Source organism: Saccharicrinis aurantiacus (assembly GCF_001660705.2).
Lineage (GTDB): Bacteria > Bacteroidota > Bacteroidia > Bacteroidales > Marinilabiliaceae > Saccharicrinis > Saccharicrinis aurantiacus.
This window is the reverse complement of the sequence record NZ_LYBV02000021.1, coordinates 133566-150000: the sequence shown is the minus strand read 5'-3', so window position 1 is coordinate 150000 and position 16435 is coordinate 133566. Positions and strand designations below refer to the sequence as shown.

General features: G+C 36.0%; 13 protein-coding genes. 7 read left to right on the top strand and 6 right to left on the bottom strand.

Annotation, left to right across the window (positions count from 1 at the left end; genetic code table 11):
• The first annotated feature begins 140 nt into the window (after nucleotides 1–140).
• The 4 genes from panC to radA all read left to right on the top strand — a co-directional run bounded on the left by panC (nucleotide 141) and on the right by radA (nucleotide 3291).
• On the top strand, nucleotides 141–992 hold the full coding sequence (gene panC, locus A8B35_RS08715) for a pantoate--beta-alanine ligase (RefSeq protein ID WP_075602737.1): 852 nt from the start codon (nucleotides 141–143) through the stop codon (nucleotides 990–992).
• Complete coding sequence (gene panD / locus A8B35_RS08710) at nucleotides 989–1342, top strand: aspartate 1-decarboxylase (protein WP_282037537.1); 354 nt, start codon at nucleotides 989–991, stop codon at nucleotides 1340–1342. The genes panC and panD overlap by 4 nt, the downstream gene beginning before the upstream one ends.
• A 74-nt stretch (nucleotides 1343–1416) precedes the next feature.
• Entirely contained in the window at nucleotides 1417–1905 is a 489-nt protein-coding gene (gene rfaE2, locus A8B35_RS08705) for a D-glycero-beta-D-manno-heptose 1-phosphate adenylyltransferase (RefSeq protein ID WP_075602735.1), read from the top strand.
• Between the two features lie 24 nt (nucleotides 1906–1929).
• Entirely contained in the window at nucleotides 1930–3291 is a 1362-nt protein-coding gene (gene radA, locus A8B35_RS08700; RefSeq protein WP_075602734.1) for a DNA repair protein RadA, read from the top strand.
• A gap of 57 nt (nucleotides 3292–3348) precedes the next feature.
• On the opposite strand, the gene A8B35_RS08695 is transcribed toward radA, so the two are convergent.
• Nucleotides 3349–5703: a hypothetical protein gene (locus A8B35_RS08695; RefSeq protein ID WP_075602733.1), complete on the bottom strand. Its 2355-nt coding sequence runs from the start codon at nucleotides 5701–5703 to the stop codon at nucleotides 3349–3351.
• A gap of 245 nt (nucleotides 5704–5948) precedes the next feature.
• Between A8B35_RS08695 and A8B35_RS08690 the strand changes: the two genes are divergently transcribed.
• The 3 genes from A8B35_RS08690 to A8B35_RS08680 all read left to right on the top strand — a co-directional run bounded on the left by A8B35_RS08690 (nucleotide 5949) and on the right by A8B35_RS08680 (nucleotide 8419).
• Nucleotides 5949–6410 (top strand): dCMP deaminase family protein, encoded by a 462-nt coding sequence (locus A8B35_RS08690; RefSeq protein WP_075602732.1) that lies wholly within the window; start codon nucleotides 5949–5951, stop codon nucleotides 6408–6410.
• A gap of 22 nt (nucleotides 6411–6432) precedes the next feature.
• A complete protein-coding gene (locus A8B35_RS08685; protein WP_075602731.1) occupies nucleotides 6433–8055 on the top strand; it encodes a S41 family peptidase in 1623 nt (540 codons plus the stop codon).
• Nucleotides 8056–8167: 112 nt separating this feature from the next.
• Nucleotides 8168–8419, top strand: coding sequence for a DUF4834 family protein (locus A8B35_RS08680; protein WP_075602730.1), 252 nt, complete (start codon nucleotides 8168–8170; stop codon nucleotides 8417–8419).
• 8 nt (nucleotides 8420–8427) lie between these two features.
• Here A8B35_RS08680 and A8B35_RS08675 read toward each other — a convergent pair whose 3' ends face one another.
• The 5 genes from A8B35_RS08675 to A8B35_RS08655 form a co-directional block, all read right to left on the bottom strand.
• Entirely contained in the window at nucleotides 8428–10074 is a 1647-nt protein-coding gene (locus tag A8B35_RS08675) for a carbamoyltransferase C-terminal domain-containing protein (protein WP_075602729.1), read from the bottom strand.
• A 1-nt stretch (nucleotide 10075) separates the two neighbouring features.
• Nucleotides 10076–10882, bottom strand: a complete 807-nt coding sequence (locus A8B35_RS08670; protein WP_139314848.1) for a DUF6427 family protein — start codon at nucleotides 10880–10882, stop codon at nucleotides 10076–10078.
• 204 nt (nucleotides 10883–11086) lie between these two features.
• Nucleotides 11087–12358 (bottom strand): phosphoribosylamine--glycine ligase, encoded by a 1272-nt coding sequence (gene purD, locus A8B35_RS08665; protein WP_075602727.1) that lies wholly within the window; start codon nucleotides 12356–12358, stop codon nucleotides 11087–11089.
• A gap of 51 nt (nucleotides 12359–12409) precedes the next feature.
• Complete coding sequence (locus A8B35_RS08660) at nucleotides 12410–13018, bottom strand: polysaccharide deacetylase family protein (RefSeq protein ID WP_083634390.1); 609 nt, start codon at nucleotides 13016–13018, stop codon at nucleotides 12410–12412.
• Between the two features lie 65 nt (nucleotides 13019–13083).
• A complete protein-coding gene (locus A8B35_RS08655; RefSeq protein WP_075602725.1) occupies nucleotides 13084–16176 on the bottom strand; it encodes a glycosyltransferase family 117 protein in 3093 nt (1030 codons plus the stop codon).
• Nucleotides 16177–16435: the final 259 nt, after the last annotated feature.

Here is a 16435-nt window from a genome sequence, read left to right as displayed (position 1 = left end):
GCAAAATTAGCAAAAATATACCACCTAAACAAAGCTTAGCAATGTAATACTTTTATTGTATCAATTTTATTATTTACTTTGCGCGGTTTTTCAGATTGGAGAAATGGTGAATATTTATTATTCAGAAGTAAGATAGAGGCATGAAAATTGTTGAGAAATCAAAAGAATTAAACGCACTAATAAGCGGCTATAAAAAGGACGGATTAATTGTAGGTTTTGTTCCTACAATGGGGGCGTTGCACAAAGGACACCTTTCATTGGTAGACGAGGCTTCTAAGCAATCGGATGTAGTGATTGTAAGCATTTTTGTTAATCCAAACCAATTTAACAATCCGAATGACTTAGATAAATATCCCCGAACTATAGATCAGGATCGGGAGATGTTAGAACAAACAAAGTGTGCAATTTTATACTATCCTAGTGTAGAAGAAGTTTATCCTGAAGAGGATAAAAGGATATTTGATTTTGGGCAACTTGATAAGGTTATGGAAGGTCAATTCCGACCAGGCCATTTCAATGGTGTGGCACAGGTGGTAAGTCGCTTCTTCGATTTAATTAATCCTGACAAAGCTTTTTTTGGAGAGAAAGATTTTCAGCAGTTGGCTATCATCAAAAAAATGACTAAATTATTGGGTTACGAAATTAAAATTGTTCCATGTGCAATAATTAGAGAATCAGATGGTTTGGCAATGAGTTCTCGAAATATGTTGTTAACGGACGAATATAGAAGCGAAGCTCCAATAATAGCTCAAAAATTATTTGAGTCTAAAAACTTATTGAGTACTAAAAATATAAAAGAAGTTATTAATTTTGTCACCGATGAAATTAATAAGTCAGGAATTTTAGAAGTTGAATACTTTGAAATTGTTGATGGAGATACTCTCCAGCCTGTTGACAACTGGGGAGATAGTGATTTTGTTGTTGGCTGCATAGCTGTATTTGCCGACAAAGTAAGGTTAATTGATAATTTGATTTACAAAAAACTTGCATGATGAATGTTGAAGTTGTAAAATCGAAACTGCACAATGTTTCGGTTACTGAAGCAAATCTTGATTACGTTGGAAGTATTACCATCGATGAAGATTTAATGGATGCTGCCAATATTATTGAGAACGAAAAAGTTCAGGTAGTGAATAATAACAATGGGGAACGATTAGAAACCTATGTTATTAAAGGAGAAAGAGGCTCTGGGGTAATTTGCCTTAATGGAGCTGCTGCAAGAAAAGTTGCTGTAAATGATGTAATTATTATTATTACCTATGCATCTATGCCTCTAGATGAAGCAAAAAAGTTTAATCCTACGTTTATTTTCCCTGATACAGCAACCAATCAGTTGGTGTAATTTAGGTTTAACGATAAGATACATACCCCGGTTTATCCGGGGTTTTTTGTTTGTACAATATAAACCAATAAAATATGTCTGATTTTTTTTCAAAAATTAAATCTCGCTCAGAAGCAGAATTACAGATTTCAAAATGGCAACAAAATGGCGACAAAGTTGTATTTACAAATGGGTGTTTTGATTTAGTGCACCGAGGCCATGTTGAATATTTAAATAAAGCAGCAGAGAAAGGACAAAAACTGGTTTTAGGCTTGAACTCTGATGCTTCAGTAAAAAGGCTAAAAGGTGAAACACGACCTATTGTAGATGAAGAAAGCAGAGCCATTTTATTGGCCGCATTTCAGTTTATTGATTTGGTTGTATTGTTTGATGAAGATACACCGTATGAACTTATCTCAGCTCTTCAACCAGATTGCCTCGTTAAAGGAGCCGACTACAATGCGGAAGATATTGTAGGTTATGATATTGTTACTGCAAAAGGAGGAACAGTTGAAACAATTTCGTTTGTTGAAGGATTTTCAACCTCTAACATTGTGGAACGAATTGCCAATGAACTTAAGTAAGATCTAAACTTTAAACAGCAAAAAATGGCCAAAGCAAAATCAGTATTCGTATGTCAGAACTGTGGATTGGACTCACCAAAGTGGATAGGAAAATGTACTTCGTGTGGCCAATGGAATACTTTTGTTGAGGAAGTTGTAGTAAAAACCAAGGGTGTACCTACTGCCTTAGCTTTTGAATCAACCGAGCAAAAACCACAATTACTTAAAAACGTTCCTATTGCTGATTTACCAAGAATCGACACCTCAAATAATGAACTCAATAGAGTTTTAGGTGGTGGAATGGTTCCTGGCTCATTGGTTTTAGTTGGTGGCGAACCTGGTATTGGTAAATCTACTTTGGTATTGCAGATGGCCCTTCAAATTCAATCCAGAAAAGTCTTGTATGTTTCTGGAGAGGAAAGCCCGCAACAAATAAAACTTAGAGCTGATAGAATTGCCAACGATTCGGAGAATTGCCATGTGGTTAGTGAAACTTCAATAGAGAAGGTACAAGGCCACATTAAAAATACAAATCCGGACCTATTGGTTATTGATTCAATTCAAACGATGAGTAGCGAGGCAATCGAATCAGTTCCGGGTAGCGTATCACAAGTGCGCGAATGCACCGGAAGACTATTGCGAATTGCTAAAGAACAAAACTTACCAGTTATCCTTATCGGACATATTAATAAGGATGGAAATATAGCTGGTCCCAAGGTATTAGAACACATGGTAGATGTGGTACTTCAGTTTGAAGGAGACAGAAACCATATGTATCGAATATTAAGATCTATAAAGAACCGCTTTGGTTCAACTTCTGAAATCGGAATATTTGAGATGCTTGGTGATGGATTACGAGAAGTAACCAACCCATCGGAATTACTACTTTCTCATCATCATCAAAATTTAAGTGGTATTTCTATTGCTGCAGCCATTGAAGGCATGCGTCCCTTTTTAATTGAGGTTCAAGCATTGGTAAGCACTGCTGCTTATGGAACTCCGCAAAGGTCGTCGACAGGTTTTGATTTGCGAAGACTTAATATGCTTTTAGCAGTTCTTGAGAAGAGAGCTGGTTTTAAATTGGCTGTTAAAGATGTCTTTTTAAATATTGCAGGAGGGATAAAAGTAAATGATCCTTCTATAGACTTAGCTGTAGTTTCTGCCATTTTATCCTCCAATATTGATATTGCTATGTCATCAAAAATATGCTTAGCAGGCGAAGTTGGTTTAAGTGGAGAGATAAGACCTGTAACCAGGATAGATCAAAGAATCAGTGAAGCCGAGAAACTAGGATTTGATCAAATTATCATTCCTCGATTTACTAAAGATATGGACCTGTCAAAATACTCTATACAGGTAACACAAGTAAGCAAGTTGGAAGAAGCATTCAAATTACTATTTGCTTAAAAATAACACAAAAAACCTCCCTTATTTCTAAGGGAGGCTATATAATATAACTATCTATTATCTACTTCTGCTTGGCGCAGATCTCGTTGGAGCACTTCTACTTGGTGCTGGTCGAGAACTTGGAGCCGATCTTGATGGACTCGGACTCGAATAAGAGGGTTTACTTTGGGCTGGTCGCGTCTGTGTTGGTCGCGATTGTTGAGCAGGCCTACTTTGCTGATAATTTTGCTTCTGCTGCGTGCCTCTGTTTCGCATTTGCGAATCTCTATTTATATTGCTGTTACTAGGCTGCGTAGGTGTCCAACTTTTATTACTTCTATTCTCCCATGTACCTGAGCTATTCTGGCGATAAACATTCCCATTTTTATCGGTATAAACATTGTTTTCTCTAGTTGTTGGCCTTGCATTATTACTTGGCTGACTAGGACGAACAGCTGGATTTTGAGGTTCAATAGGGCGTGTTGATGGCCTTGAATTTGAACCTCCACCTGATGGAGTAGTTGGTCGTGTACTTGGCCTATCAACACTTGGATTTGTAGGTCTAGTACTCGGTCTATTTTCTGACGGTCGAGAAGGACGCGTGCTTGAAGATCCATTACTAGGCCTTGTTGGTCTATTAGTAGGCAATTGAGTTGGCCTAGTATCTTGCCTTGTATTTGGCCTTGATGCTCTATCGCGATAAGCGTTATAGTGTTCTGGTCTAGGTTGACGCGGTCTATTATAATTTGGCGGACGATGTCCTGGTCTATACCCAGGATAACCACAACCATATCTATATCCATAGTGATAACCATGCGGTCCCCACCAATAATTATGATGATGGAATCCCCATCCGTACCATCCATGGCTCATCCCAAACGAAAAGCCCCATCCACTATATGGATGGTAATGCACATTAAAACCGTAAGTAACAGGACGTGGATAGTAATAATGTCCATACCATGGTGTATAATGATATCCTGTACCATAAACCACAACTCCATTATAAGTATAAGCATGTGTATAACCAGGAGTATATCCAACGTAAACAACTTCGGGTGTATAATCAATAATATAAACGTATTTTACATTATAAACCGGAGAACTTGCTGGTATTTTATCTACCTCAGTTGGCCTACTAGTACTAACTACCCATGGTCCATTGGCGTTTTGCGACACGAACCAAATGGCATCATCCACACAATAAAACTCATTATTATATTTAATCACAGTTTTATCAGCATTAATGGCATATTGCATACTTGTTCCATCTATGGCTGCAAATTTTGGATCGCCATCATACTGTACCGAAACACTTGCTTTACTCCTATCCACTGTTGCTGTTTCAGGAATACTCTGTTCTAACAAAGCCATATTAGCCTCGTCGGTACCCGGAACACTATGCCTTACACTGGACAGTTCGCTGTCGTTAGGAATTTTTGCAAAATCTTTTGGTAATAAATCAGGTTCAATAAACGACCACTTTCCATCACGTAAACTTTTCGATTGATACCATCTACCAGATATTAGGATGTAGTGCATCTGCGTACCCAAATCCATAATAATATCAGTTTCACTATTTTTTATATATAACAGTGAGGTTCCGGAAAGTGCGGCATAATCCGGATTTCCTGCGGTTGTAATTAATTCAGCAGGCTCTAAAGTCACAATAATTTTAGGAGTTCTTGTATCCTCAGGGAGTTCTTGCACTTCGTCTGATTCTGTAGACTGACTTTCGGCAAACTCAACTATATCTGCAGGTACTTGAATAGTTTCAACCCATCCTGAAGTAATATCTTTGGATACATACCACCATTCGCCTCCTCGCATATAATACTGATTACTCTTAGTACTCTTTACAATAAAATAAGGAGTATTAAGTACGTATTCGAAATCTTTACCTTCCACATCTTTTAAAATTGGCTCACCATCAATGTAAACTAAAACCGTTGGTTGCGACTCGTAATAAATAGTTGGGGCATCATTTTTTAATTGGCTTACCACATCTTTATTTGTATTGGTATCTAACGATGCCATAAAACGATCTAAAGACATTTCAAGGTCATACTGTTGTAGACGCTCTGCCAATATAGATTCTACCAAATCAGTGTTGGCTTCATCAAATTCAGGAAAATTTGACTGAGTTACACGTAACTCATCAAAAGCAACCCTACGGTTGTCTTTATCCGTATTTACTTTGGCTTTAGTCCATATTGCTCCAAAAATCAAATCCTTTTCAGGAAATTTAACCGAAGCTGCAATTCTTGCTTCAACTGTATTGTTTTTATATGAATCAATCTGTGGCTGGTATATTGTAAACTCAGCATTGCCATGAGTAAAGACTCGTGGCCATCCTTCTGTACTTTCAAATTCATCGGCGTAAGCAAATAAAAAAGAAAACAGAAGTATTTGTAGTACTAGTAACTTCTTCATGCAGTAGTTTTGTAGTGAGTAATAGTAGTTGTGTTAATATGTATAGCAATTCTCTTGCCAAAATATTTTAACACACTAGAAAGATAAACATTTAAGCGGATTGAGAAACTATAAAATTTACCCAACAAGCGTATTATAAATAGAACTTACTTAGGTAGAATGTCTCATAATCTGTTTTTTCTTCTATTTTTGTAATTCACAGGATTCAGTAATATATACAGGAATCCAATTTAAGATTAAACTTAATGAGCCAAATAAACGAGAAAGATCTTCCCGCAAGTGAAAAACAATTATTGCTAGACAAAAGATATTTAAGAATGGCATATGTGTGGGCCGAAAACTCTTATTGTGTTCGCCGACAAGTAGGTGCAATTATTGTACGCGATAAAATGATTATTAGCGATGGTTACAATGGAACCCCTTCTGGTTTTGAAAACAATTGTGAAGATGAAAACAATTTAACGAAACCCTATGTTTTACATGCAGAAGCAAATGCCATAACAAAGGTAGCACGCTCAAATAATAGTTCAGAAGGAGCCACTTTATATGTAACAGCTTCACCTTGCATTGAATGCGCTAAGTTAATTGTGCAAGCAGGAATTAATAGAGTGGTTTTTTCGGAAAAATATCGAATTGAAGATGGAGTAATCCTTTTAAAGAGAGCAAATATTGAAGTTATTCATATAGCTATCAGCTCTGATCAATAGCCAATTAAGAACAAATAAAACTATGAGTTATAATAACACAAAAAAACAAATATTACTTCCTCTATTATTCGGATTAATATTAATCGCAGGTATATTAATTGGGTATATTGTAATGCCGAAAAGCGCAGGCAATAGTAGCCCCTTAGTAATACACCCTCAATCCAATAAAATTGATGCAATCCTCAACTTAATTAAAGAGGATTACGTTGATACCGTGGATGTAGTGAAAATGCAAGAAGATATTATACCTGAAATGCTAAAAAAGCTCGATCCGCATTCTGTATATATTCCTGCTAAGAACCTTAAAAACGTAAACGAAGAGTTATCTAGCAATTTTAGTGGTATAGGGGTTCAATTTAGTATCCAAAAAGATACCGTTATGGTTGTGGCGGTAATATCAGGCGGACCATCAGAAAAAGTTGGATTATTACCTGGCGATAGAATTGTAGAAGTTAACGATTCTTTAATTGCGGGTAATGGCATTAAAAATCCGGTTGTTTTAAAACTACTACGTGGAGAAAAAGGCACCATTGTAAATGTTGGTATTCAACGTAGAAATTCATCTGAGCTCCTTAATTTTGAGATTACCCGCGGCGAAATACCAATGTATAGTGTAGATGTATCTTATATGGCAACCGATGAAATTGGCTATGTTAAAGTAAATAGATTTGCACAAAATACTTACGGTGAGTTTTTAACAGCAATGGCTAAACTTAAAGCTCAAAACTGCAAAAAACTTATTGTCGACTTTAGAGGAAATTCAGGTGGATACCTTGATGTAGCCATTAACCTATGTAATGAGTTTTTACAGGATAAAGATATGATTGTATATACACAAGGAAAATCGAATCCGCGACAAGAAGTATATGCCAACGGAAAAGGCAGCTTCCAAGATACAGAAGTAGCTGTTTTAATTGATGAATTTTCAGCCTCGGCAAGTGAAATTTTTGCTGGTGCCATACAAGATAACGACAGAGGAATAATTGTTGGTCGTCGCTCTTTTGGTAAAGGGTTGGTTCAGAACCAGATTCCATTAGCTGATGGTTCAGCCTTAAGGCTAACCATTTCGAGATATTATACGCCTGCTGGCAGATGCATTCAAAAACCCTACGAAGAAGGTGTAGATGAATATAACCTTGATATAATTGAACGTTTTGAAAACGGAGAATTCTTTAACCAAGATAGCATACATGTAACTGATACGATTCAATATAAAACCAAGAAAGGACGAATTGTATATGGCGGTGGCGGTATTATGCCCGATTACTTTGTGGCAAGAGACACAACGCAACTTACCAATTATTACTACAAGGTATCCGCTAACGCGATGATGTATCGTTATGCATTAGAATATTCTGATAACAATCGTAAGGAATTAAAGAAACTCAAAACACCGAAAGAGATTGATCAATTTCTTAAATCGAGAAATGTGGTTAACGACTTTGTTAAATATGCTAGCAAAGAAGGAGTTAAACTAAACAAAAAGGAGTTTAATATTTCTAAAAATATTATCCGCGTTCAATTAAATGCCTACATAGCCCGTAATATAATTGATGATGAAGGATTTTATCCATTAATTTCTGAGATAGATGAAGTATTTAAAGAAGCCTTAAAACTTCTGGAAGATGGCAAAGCGGCAATTTAATTAGGTGATATTCTGACAAACTGGCATTTTAGAGCTTTGGCACAAAAAGTGTATAATTATAAACGAGAAACAAATATTATATTTGTTTCTCGTTAAGGTTAAAAGAAATATTATGGGATTTTTAATTAAAGTAATAGTCATATTTATAGTTTTCAACTTTATTTTTCGCTTAATAGGGAAAGTATTTTTACCTATGTTTATTACAAATAGAGTGAATAAAATGACTGGCAATCAAAGCCAACAAGACTTCCGAAGAGAAAGCAAACGTAACGAAGGACAGGTTACTATTAAGAAGACACAAGAGCACAAGAAGATGACTCCTGATGATATGGGAGAATACGTAAACTTTGAAGAAGTAAAATAGTACTTGTATTAAAACAGTTGAAGATTTCCATCTAAAACAACTCCATCAAGATTCATATTTTTTGCCGATTTAACAGCATCTTGATGCGAATGTACTATTGGCTCACCGCGTTTGTTAAATGAAGTATTTATAAGCGCCTTGCAATTGTAGTTACTATCCAAGTAACTCAATAAATCAAACATGAAAGCGTTCTGTTCTTTTGAACGGATGGTTTGTATACGAGCTGTTCCGTCCACATGTACCACACCTTCAATCTCATTCTGCTTATCTTCCTGAATGTCAAAATCCAAAAGCATGAAATCAGCTAAATTATGAATTGATTTACCTCCGATATAATACAGTGCATTTTTTTTAAGCATAATAGGCGCTACGGGCCTATACCACTCTCTCCCTTTATGCTCTTCGCTAACTTTTTTAGCTAATTTTGTGCTATTAGCTAGGGCTAATATACTTCGATTTCCTAAAGCCCTTGGTCCGCACTCAGCTGATCCATTACAAACGCCAATTACTTTACCTTCCGACAAAGCCTTTGCAATTTGCGGAATATCATTTAATGATATAGCTGTATTACTTAGTCCCCAATTTAATTGATAAGGTGAGTGTTTTGCTACATTCCCATGCTTTAAAAACTCCACATATGCTACTGCACCCAAAGACAAACCACTATCCTCTGTACAAGGAGGGATAAATACATCCTCAAATATATTTGCATCCACAATATGCTTATTTGCAACTATATTTAAAGCTGAACCTCCTGTATAATACAAATGCCTTGCACTAGTTCGTTGTTGCAATATTTTCAGTTCTGCTGTGAATTCTCGAATAAAAATAGACTGCATTGTTGCTACAATATCTTGCAAAAAAGAGTCGTTAGTATGTAATTGATTTCCTTTCCACCCAAATTCTTTTTGTGCCAACTGATAAAAGGCACCCTTCTTTCCCCAAAGGTTGGCAAAGTAGTTATTCTGTTTTAACCAATATTCTATTTTATCATTATAACTTCCGTAAGAAGCCAAGCCCATCATTTTACCCGGCACTGAGTTCTGTTGATTATATTTGGCACCAATAATTCCGAATACGATAGGGTTGGCATTAAAAAAGGAAGATAAATATTTAAACTTCCAATGAAATTCAATATTCTGAACTTTTCCTTCCATATAGTGCCACGCTGAGAAATTAGATAAACTCCCTCCTCCATCAAAATGAATAAGCAAACTATCTTCTTTATACCCACCATAAAATGGCAAACAACTACCAATATGTGCCAACTCATGATTAATTGCATATGCATCACGCTCATGATCGAGCCACCAACACCTTCCTTTTTCAGGATTAGATAATAAAGTATCAGATAATGGCGCTTCGAAGCGTAGCCTACCACATTTACTAATCACACTCCTACCAACTACATTATCTGTAAATACTAAATCATAATCGTCTGGATGTAATAGCCCCTCACCTTTTAAAACATCGTATAGCGAATTCTGTAGTTTATTATCGTGTTTATTTCTTGATGTTCGCTCAAAGGTAAGGTGCTTTATAATCTTCCCTTGATCCATTAGAGTGATACCGTGATCGTGAACAAAATAAGGCGTTTCGCTATCTAACCTATCCTGAATAGCATATATGGATAAGGTTGGCTTTGAAGAATTCATATTACATTAAAATCTGTGATACAATAACAACTCCCATTAAAATGAGCATCAAAATATTTTGCCAACGAACGGACTTAATATTATCAAACAAGTGGGCAAACAAAATGGAAACAGGTACAGCTATAATAGGAATACTTTCAAAAGAATACCCGATTATACTGGCCACAACAGTTAAGTATACTGTAGTTATAACAAGTACTTTATAAAGCACCCGAATAAATATCTTTTTGGTATTATAATGCTGAGCAATGGAAATAAATGCCATTAACACAAAAAGGCCCAACAGTACGAAATTAATCCATGCTTGCAAGGGTAGTTTTGCGTAGTTTAAAAACATCTCCTTCTTAATTGCAAAACTCTCTGCTACTTCCATCACATCAGCACCCTGAACATAAAGTAGCCCAAAATACAGATACCATGGCAATAAGAAACCTAAAATAGTGGCTAATAAAGACTTAAAATTGAAGGAGCGTACCGTTATTATTATAATGAACAATAATGGATAAATAAAAATAGCTTTATAATAGAATAGGCTAGCTGCTGCCATCCAGAATGCTGCCAGAAAACAGTAAATGGCTGGCTTTCGTTTACTATGTGATTCATAAATTAATGATGAACTAACCAGCAAAGCTAAGGCAGCAATCCAAGAGGGAGTGAAAGTCTGGCTTTGCGGAAATGCTGCAACACAAAGCACAAACATAAAGGCTGGTAGGGCGGTCTGTTTATTTAAAAGATTATGTCTTAAGGAAAATCGAGCGATAGCGAAAGCCATTACCAAACCAAAAAACATGACTATAAATGATGCCAATATTTCAGAGGAGCTAAGCAACAACTCCAAACTTTGCCAAAAGGGCATCTTAATTACTGATAAGGTATTATCCGCAGCAATTGGAGAAACCAGTGGGCGAATCCAACTGACAATAGCACATAGGAGCACTATCAAGTAGGCTCCTATTCTATTACTATTTATAGCTCTTATGATCATTTATATTGATCCTAGTTAATTCAGTTCTTATTTTAAATCAAAGCCAATATCTGTGCGGAAATAATGATCCTCAAAAGAAACTGCATTTGCATTTTTATACGACTTAGCAAGCGCTTCTTGCATATTAGCACCATATGCACTCATTGCAATAACTCGGCCACCATTACTTAGCACCTTGCCATCAACTAATTTTGTACCTGCGTGAAAAGCCATACCATCAGCAACCTGATCGAGGTTGGTAATTTCTTTACCTTTTTCATAAGCTTCAGGATAACCACCAGCAACCATCATAACGGTTGTTACTGTCTGCTCATCAACTTCAATTGATTTCTCGTTTAATGTTCCTGCTGCAGTTGCTTCAAAAAGATCTAATAAATCACTTTTTACACGAGGCATAACCACTTCCGTTTCAGGATCACCCATACGAACATTGTACTCAATTACCAATGGCTCGTTATCTACCTTAATTAATCCGATGAAAATAAATCCTTTGTATGGTAAATTATCCTTAGCTAATCCATTTACGGTTGGCTCAATAATTCTATCATGAACCTTTTTCATGAATACTTCATCGGCAAAAGGCACAGGACTAATAGCTCCCATACCACCAGTATTTAAACCAGTATCACCTTCACCAATACGCTTATAATCTTTAGCTTCAGGTAATACTACATAAGATAATCCATCTGTTAAAACAAAAACAGAACATTCTATTCCATCTAAAAACTCTTCGATAACCACTTTTTTACTGGCATCACCAAACTGCCCATCAAGCATTGTTTTTAAATCGGCTTTAGCCTGATCTAAATCACTAATGATTAACACCCCTTTTCCTGCTGCTAAACCATCTGCTTTAAGCACATAAGGAGCTTTCATGGTATCTAAAAACGATAATCCTTCTTCTAAATTCTCAGCAGTTACTGTTTTATATTTTGCGGTTGGAATATTATGACGCTCCATAAATTCCTTTGAGAAATCTTTACTTCCTTCAAGTTGAGCACCTGCTTTACTAGGGCCAATAACTGGTATTGATGATAACTCGCTATCATTGGCAAAGAAATCGCTAACACCTCTTACTAAAGGCTCTTCAGGACCAACAACCAGCATGTCTATTTTATTTTCGATAGCTGCTTTTTTAACAGCCTCAAAATCATTTGGATTTATCTCTATATTGGTTCCCAATGCGTCAGTTCCCGCATTACCAGGTGCAATAAATAGCTTAGTTAATTTAGGACTTTGGCTCAGTTTCCAGGCGATTGTATGCTCTCTTCCTCCTGATCCTAATAAAAGTACGTTCATGCTATTGAAATTTTATATTACGAATTTTTAATAAATTATTTCTCTAGGTATTTACTTAAAAACCTGAGTTTTATATCCCTTTTGAGCAATTAACTCTAAGGTTTTAGGAAAGGCGTAACGCATTCGCTCCTGTGCTTTAAGCGAATCATGAAATACGATTACCGATCCGGGTTTAATTCTTTTTTCAACGGTTTTAAAAACCTGCTTACCTGTTCTATCTGGATCATAATCATACGAGAGTAAACTCCACATTACAATCTTTTTAAAACGTTTCTTTAACTCATCCTGATACCAAGGAAATATTTGCCCATGCGGTGGACGAAAATAATCGCTCTGAATATATTCTGAAGCTTTGTCAACATTATCGAAATAAGTTTCTTTATTGCAAGCCCACCCTCTTAAATGATTAAAGGTATGATTACCTACTGCATGGCCACGCTTTAAAACTTCATTAAAAACATCGGGGTATTTTCGAACATTATCTCCAACACAAAAAAAAGTAAGCTTGGCATTCCATTTATCTGCTTCATCAAGCACCCATGGGGTTACCTCAGGAATTGGACCATCATCGAAGGTTATAAAAACCTCGTTCTTACTATCATCTTCTTCCCAAGTTGCCTGTTTAAAAACCTTACTTAAAAACTTATGTGGTTGTATCATTATATTAATTAATGCAGATATAAATAAAATGGGAAAGCACATTAATGCCCTCCCATTTATAAATATTATCTACCTAAAAAGTTCATTCCTGAAATTGTATTCTGATAATCCTTTTCAAACTGATCCATTAAACCTTTACGGTTATATTTTTCAGCCACTTTAGCTAGCTCAAAATAAATTGCCATACTACGTTGTAAATCGCTACCCACTGAATTCTGCAATTTTGGAGGCAATAACGAAAAGAAATTAATTTCTTGTAAGCATTGCGTAGATAGCTCATTAAGTATTCTATCGCCATCATCAAGATCTTCTGCCTGATAATACCCTTCGGCTAAAAACAGAGAGAAATAATTATGAGGAACTCTATCTGACGGCAACTTCTCACTTGCTAAGTCGAGTATATCAACAGCCTTTTTAGTTTGACCTTCTTTATTTAAAGCCAATGCCAATCGCGACATGTTATTTCTGATATTCATGGCCATTCGCTGATGATTCTCATCGAGATAAACTCTTGGGTCATCAAAACCACCCCATCGGAATTTATTCATAAAACGATCGTACATTTTTTCGGTATCAATGCGCCCGAATTGACCATCTGCATTTTTAGTTTTAATTGGCACAACCTTATATGCAAAACCTTCTAATTGGAAATAATCTTGAAGATTGGCATAGTTATCCTGACCAACAGTAACTGCAAAATAAAGAGGACGATTCCAATCGTTATTTGAAATCAAATCCAAGATCATTAATTCATTTTTAAGGATGTACTCTTTATTATATGTAATATCCAACTGACTAACAATCTCTTCAGCATCACGCTCATTAACTAATCCTGTTTGAATGGCTTTTAAACTATCCACAGGAACCGAAAATTCTTTTGATGGCAAGTGCTCAATGCGACCTTCGTAACCAGGTATTTGTTTTGTTTTTGGATTCTCACTAGCCAAGAACTTAATCGCCTCGCGCATATCCACTCTTCCTTTGATACGTGGTAATAGATGCACAACATCGCGCGTACCTGTTACATATTGATCGTGCGTTAATGAAAATGGCATTGGATCAGACTCGTATGCCTTGCGTTTCATTTGATCGATATACCAATCGGTTTGTAAATAACTCAAGTTACAAACTCTAACATCTGTTCTATACCCTTCAACCTCTTGCGCATACCAAAGTGGGAAGGTATCATTATCTCCATTTGTGAATATGATTCCATTCTCCTCGCAAGAATCGAGATAATTAAACGCTAAATCTCGCGCTACAAAACGGTGAGCTCTATTATGATCGTCCCAGTTTTCTGCAAGCATAATACCAGGCACCAAAACTAATGTTAATGCTGACGCAATACCAACAGCCATTTTATTAGGCAGTAGTTTGCGCAAACCATCAATTACATATAGTACTCCTAAACCAATCCAAATGGCAAAGGCATAAAACGAACCAGCATATGCATAATCACGTTCACGTGGCTGAAGCGGAGTTTGATTCAGGTAAATAACAATTGCTAAACCTGTTAAAAAGAATAATAACATTACTACCCAAAAACCTTGCTTGCCTTTTTTACCTGCATTGTATTGGAATAATAAACCTAATATTCCTAATAAAAGCGGCAACATATAATATTTATTGCGGGCTCTGTTTTCTTTATAAGTATCTGGTAGCCTTGATTGATCTCCTAAACGAGCATTATCAAGAAACGGTATACCCGAAATCCAATTTCCTTTGTGAATTTCACCATGTCCTTGAATATCGTTTTGACGACCAGAAAAGTTCCACATAAAATAGCGGAAATACATATAGTTAACCTGATAGTTAAAAAAGAACTTCAGGTTTTGACCAAATGATGGTAAAGAAACGGTCTCAGTTTGCCCGGTTTCTGGATTCGGTATTCTAACATTATTTTTGTTTTGATCTCCTGCCCAAGCTTTATATTGCTCTATATGTCTACCTTCACGGCTATACATTCTAGGAAAAACAGTAGTTGCCTTATCATTAAATACGTATTCAGGCTTATGATCTACTATTATGTACTCGTCATCTTTCGATTTATCAGTCTGTTTAATACGTACAGGTGCTCCTTCTTTAGCACTTGACTTAACTCGATCGATTGGTGTATTATAATACTGCCCCACAAATAAAGGGCGATCGCCATATTGCTCACGATTTAAATAACCCATCATTGAAAACACATCCTCAGGAGAATTTTGATCCATGGTTGGATTTGCGTAAGAACGAATCACAATCATCGCAAATGAAGAGTATCCTATTAAAATAACCGTAACCCCTAACAATATAGTATTGGCAATTGCTTTTTGTTTTTTGTGAGTATAAAGAATCCCAAATACTAAACCACAAAGCAATAAAGTAAAGTATATTGCTATACCTGTGTTATATGGAGCACCAAAGCTGTTAACAAACAATAGCTCAAACCAACTAGCAATTTTAACAGTGTATGGTATTATACCATATAATACACCTACTAAAATAACCCCGGAAATAAGCAAAGCCTTAATTATACCATTACGAGTTACATCAAACTTTTTGAAGTAATATACCATTACAATGGCAGGTATTGCAAGTAAGTTAAGCAAGTGAACCCCGATTGAAAGCCCCATTAAATAGGCAATTAACACCAACCAACGGTTTGCATATTTCTCATCAGCAACATCTTCCCACTTAAGGATAGCCCAAAATACCATGGCAGTAAATAAAGACGACATTGCATACACTTCACCCTCAACTGCTGAGAACCAAAATGTATCAGAAAATGTATAAGCCAAAGCTCCAATAAAACCAGCTGCTATAACTGCCCATGAACGCCAAGCCTCATTTTCCTTTGTCATGAAAATACGACGTGCGAAATGTGTGATCGTCCAAAATAAAAATAGAATGGTAAAGGCACTTGCTAAAGCACTCATTACATTTATCATATAGGCTACATCGCCAGGTGATGGTGCAAACAAAGTAAAGAATCGGCCTACAATCATAAAAAATGGTGCCCCTGGAGGGTGTCCGACCAAAAGCTTGTAAGATGTTGAGATAAACTCACCACAATCCCAAAAGCTCGCTGTAGGTTCTATCGTTAATATGTAGGTAACAGCTGCAATAAAAAAAGTGAGCCAACCTACTAGGTTATTCAAAAACTTATGATTCTTCATAATAAATAATGAGTATTATAATCGCTTTAACGTAATATTCAGAACTTTAACAATATACTATCTTACTGTATATCAGTCATCAGATTATTTTCTTTTGACTTTCGATGCCAAAAATAAGATTTTTTTTCTCAAACCTATTTGTATTATATAGTAATGTTTAGAGTTTAACTATATATTAAGAATTGGTTTAGCTTATTAACTATCCCAAGCTTTTATTTCATCATCTACTAATGATGAAAAAACAACATCCATAATCATT